We start from the raw sequence: 4,415 nt of genomic DNA, 5'->3' as shown, positions 1-4,415 counted from the left end.
GGATGAGGGGTGTGGCCTGTCCAGTGAGACACCGACAGGCGCCAGCCCCTCACCCTTTCGCGCAAGGCCGATCGCTGGCGCTCTCGGGCGCTCAAGCCCTCTCCCGCCGGGAGAGGGAACGGAGAATGAGATGAGTGATCAGCAAAAACGCATCGCCGGCGAGGCCGCCGCCCTCCGCGTCGAGGCCGGGATGGTCGTGGGCCTCGGCACCGGCTCGACGGCGGCGTGGTTCGTCAAGGCGCTGGCGGCGCGCAACCTCAAGCATCTGCGCTGCGTGCCCACGTCGGAGAAGACGGCCGATCTGGCGCGCGAACTGGGCCTGACGCTTTCGACCCTGGACGATACGCCCAAGATCGACCTGACCGTGGACGGCGCCGACGAGATCGGGCCGGGGCTGGCGCTGATCAAGGGCGGCGGGGCGGCCCTGCTGCGCGAGAAACTGGTCTGGGAGGCGTCGCGGTCCTGCATCGTCATCGCCGACGCGGCCAAGGTCGTGCCGGTGCTGGGCGCGTTCCACCTGCCGATCGAGGTCGTCGCCTTCGGGCACAAGACCACGGCAAACCGGATCGCCGATGTCCTGCTGGACCACGAGATCGGCATGCCGGCCCGCCTGCGTCAGGCCGACCGGGCCCTGGTGCGGACTGACGGCGGCAATCTGATCTACGATGCGGCGTGCAAGGCGATCCACGACCCGGTGCGGCTGGCCGACGACCTGAAGCTGATCACCGGCGTGGTCGAACACGGCCTGTTCCTCGATCTGGCCGACGAGGCGATCGTCGGCAGGGACGACGGGGTCGAGATTCTGCTGCCCTGACCGGAAACACACGTTTTTGTTCTGCCGGGACAAGACGATAAGGCTTTGCCATTACCTCTGCTGAGGGTCTAGGTTCTTCGCGACCGTTATTGTGGGGGGTCAGTCGTGCCTACCCAGTCCGCCATCGAGGCCATTGGCCGAATCGACGCCGTGCCGTCGATCCTCGAGGTCTGCTGCCGCGTGACCGGCATGGGGTTCGCCGCCGTCGCGCGCGTCACCGAAGACGAGTGGACGGCCTGCGCCGTGCGCGACGAGATCGCCTTCGGCCTGGGCGTCGGCGGTCAGCTGGAGGTCAAGACCACCCTGTGCGACGAGGTCCGGTCCGAAACCCGGACCATCGTCTTCGATCACGCCGCCGAAGACCCTCTGTTCGCCGATCACCACACCCGGCGCATCTATGGCCTGCAGAGCTATATCTCGACGCCGATCATTCGGGCCGACGGCTCCTTCTTCGGCACCCTCTGCGCCATCGACCCCCAGCCGCATCATGTCTCCAAGCCCGAGACGGTCCAGACCTTCAAACTGTTCGCCCAGCTGATCGCGTCCCAGCTGGACGCCGAGGAACGTCTGGCCGCCTCCGAGACCGCCCTGCTGGATCAGGTGGCCGCCGTCGAGCTGCAGGATCAGTTCATCGCCGTCCTGGGCCACGACCTCCGCAATCCGCTGGCGGGCGCCGACGCGGGCGCGCTTCTGCTCCAGCGCATGGACCTGCCCGAGAAGGCCCAGTCGATCCTGTCCGCCATCCGCGCCAGCCATACCCGGATGGGCCGGCTCATCGAGGACGTGCTGGATTTCGCGCGCGGCCGCCTGGGCGGCGGGGTGTCCGTCGCGCCCCGGCCCCTGTCGGATCTCGGCGAGACGCTCGAGCAGGTGGTTCAGGAAATGCGGTCGGCCCATCCCCATCGGGCCATCGCCAGCGACCTGGTCATCGCCGAGGAGGTCGCCGTGGACCGCGACCGGCTGGGCCAGCTGTTGTCCAACCTGGTCGGCAACGCCCTGACCCACGGGGCGCCGGACGGGGAAATCCGCGTCGCCGCCTTCGTCGGGGACGGGCTGTTCGAGCTCTCCGTCTCCAACGCTGGCGAACCCATCCCGCAGGAGTTGATGCCGGGCCTGTTCCAGCCCTTCCATCGCGGCAAACGGTCGACCGGAAATCGCGACGGCCTGGGGCTGGGCCTCTATATCGCCTCCCAGATCGCCCAGGCCCACGGCGGACTGCTGGAAGTGGTCTCGGACACGACGGAGACGACCTTCCGGTTCCGCATGCCGCGTGACGGGACGCCGACGCCCACCTGAAATCGGGCGCGACGGCTTGAGTTCCGGCTCCGGGATGCCCACATATCCGGGGCGTTTCAGCGGGCCTGAAGGCCCGGCGGCGCGCAGTTCAGACCATTCAGACCATTGGGACCCGGTTTCGGTCCGAGCGACGACCGGATCCAGACCTTTCAGACTATTCAGACCCTGTTTTGGTCTGGACGGAGCCCACGATGACCGACAGCTACGACTACGACCTCTTCGTCATCGGGGCGGGCTCCGGCGGGGTCAGGGCGGCGCGGCTGACGGCCCTGGGCGGCAAGAAGGTCGCCATCGCCGAGGAGTACCGCGTCGGCGGCACCTGCGTGATCCGGGGCTGCGTGCCCAAGAAGTTCATGGTCATGGCCTCGGACTTCGCCCACCAGTTCCACACGGCGGAAGGCTATGGCTGGACGGTCGAGGCGAGCTTCGACTGGCCGAAGTTCCTCCAGGCCAAGGACGTCGAGATCGCCCGCCTTTCGGGCATCTACGCCGCCAACCTGGGCAAGGCGGGCGTCGATCTGGTCAACGGCCGGGCGGTGTTCAAGGACGCCCACACCGTCGAGGTGACCCACCGCGACGGCACGGGCGAGACCCGCACCATCACCGCCGAGAAGATCCTGATCGCCACCGGCGGCCGCCCCTGGATGCCGGAGGGGCTGGAAGGGATCGAACACTGTATCTCGTCCGAGGAGGCCTTCCACCTGCCCGAACTGCCCAAGCGGATCATGATCGCGGGCGGCGGCTATATCGCCGTGGAGTTCGCGGGCATCTTCGCCGGCCTGGGCGTGGAGACGACCCTGATCTATCGCGGCCCCAACATCCTGCGCGGCTTCGACGACGACGTCCGGGCCCATCTGGCCGGCGAGATCGAGAAGCGCGGCATCAAGGTCATCCTGGGCTGCCAGCACCAGAAGATCGAGAAGACGGAGACGGGCCTGGTCAGCCATCTCGAGAACGGCATGGTGCTGGAGCATGACGTCATCATGTTCGCCACCGGCCGGGTACCGCACGTGAAGGACCTTGGGCTCGAGAAGGCCGGGGTGTCCCTGAACGACAAGGGGGCGATCGAGGTCGATACGCTGTCGAAGACATCAGCCGACAACATCTGGGCCATCGGCGACGTGACCGACCGGATGAACCTGACGCCCGTGGCGATCCGCGAGGCGGTGGCCTTCCACGAGACGGTCTATCGGAACAACCCGTCCCACTTCGATTACGAGGCCGTGGCGACGGCGGTGTTCTCGCAGCCGCCGGTCGGCGTCGTGGGCCTGTCGGAGAGCGAGGCGCGCCACACCTGTTCGGCGGGGGTGGACGTCTATGTGACCCGGTTCCGGCCGATGAAGTACGCCTTCACCGGCTCGGACGAGCGGGTGCTGATGAAGCTGGTCGTCGATGCGGCCTCCCAGAAGGTTGTCGGCGTCCACATCGTCGGGCCGGAGGCGCCCGAGATGATCCAGCTCGCCGCCATCGCCGTGAAGGCCGGCCTGACGAAGGCCCAGTGGGACGCCACCTGCGCCGTCCACCCCACGATGGCCGAGGAACTGGTGACCCTGAAGGAGAAGCAGTCCCAGGACACCTCGGCGGGCTGATCGCTGACAGCGCCGCTGCAAGCGATGGCCTGCGGAGTTTTATTGTCCCAAACGGGCGTCAGGAGTATGGAGCCCGCCATGAACAGTCGCTGGACCCCCGATAGCTGGAGACAAAAGCCCGTCGTGCATATGCCGATGGACTATCCGGATCACGCCGCCCTCGTCGCCGTCGAGGACGAGCTTCGCGCCCTGCCGCCACTGGTGTTCGCCGGAGAGGCGCGCACCCTGACGGCCAAGCTGGCCCAGGTCGAGGCCGGCGAGGCCTTCCTGCTGCAAGGCGGCGACTGCGCCGAGAGCTTCAAGGAGTTCTCGACCGACAACATCCGCGACACCTTCCGCCTGATCCTGCAGATGGCGGTCGTCCTGACGTTCGCGGGACGCAAGCCGGTGGTGAAGGTCGGCCGGATCGCCGGTCAGTTCGCCAAGCCCCGGTCGTCTCCCGTCGAGGAGATCGGCGGCGTCGAGCTGCCGTCCTATCGCGGCGACAACATCAATGGCTCGGCCTTCACGCCCGAGGAACGGATCCCCGATCCGCAACGGCTGATCAAGGCCTACAACCAGTCGGCCTCGACGCTGAACCTGCTGCGGGCCTTCGCCAGCGGCGGCTATGCGGACCTGTACAACATCCACCGCTGGACGCTTGGGTTTGCCGACAACGGCGCGGGCGCCCAGTACCGCGAACTGGCCGACAAGATCACCGAGGCCCTGGCCTTCAT

The 4,415-nt window shown here is 67.5% G+C and carries 4 protein-coding genes; all 4 read left to right on the top strand.

All coding sequences use genetic code 11. The annotated features are described in order from the left end of the window. Positions 1–130 precede the first annotated feature (130 nt). Positions 131–814 carry a ribose-5-phosphate isomerase RpiA gene (gene rpiA / locus ACILQR_RS15660; protein ID WP_395652311.1) on the top strand — a complete coding sequence of 228 codons (684 nt, stop codon included), beginning with the start codon at positions 131–133 and terminating at the stop codon, positions 812–814. A 105-nt stretch (positions 815–919) separates the two neighbouring features. Continuing rightward, positions 920–2,110: an ATP-binding protein gene (locus ACILQR_RS15655; RefSeq protein WP_395652310.1), complete on the top strand. Its 1,191-nt coding sequence runs from the start codon at positions 920–922 to the stop codon at positions 2,108–2,110. A 191-nt stretch (positions 2,111–2,301) separates the two neighbouring features. Next, a complete protein-coding gene (gene gor, locus ACILQR_RS15650; RefSeq protein ID WP_395652309.1) occupies positions 2,302–3,699 on the top strand; it encodes a glutathione-disulfide reductase in 1,398 nt (465 codons plus the stop codon). Between the two features lie 78 nt (positions 3,700–3,777). Next, positions 3,778–4,415: 3-deoxy-7-phosphoheptulonate synthase (locus tag ACILQR_RS15645; protein ID WP_395652308.1), on the top strand; the 638-nt coding region annotated here is incomplete at its 3' end.

This window comes from Brevundimonas sp., assembly GCF_044239655.1.
GTDB lineage: Bacteria > Pseudomonadota > Alphaproteobacteria > Caulobacterales > Caulobacteraceae > Brevundimonas.
Note: the sequence above shows the minus strand (reverse complement) of the source record. Positions and strands in the feature narration are given on the sequence as shown.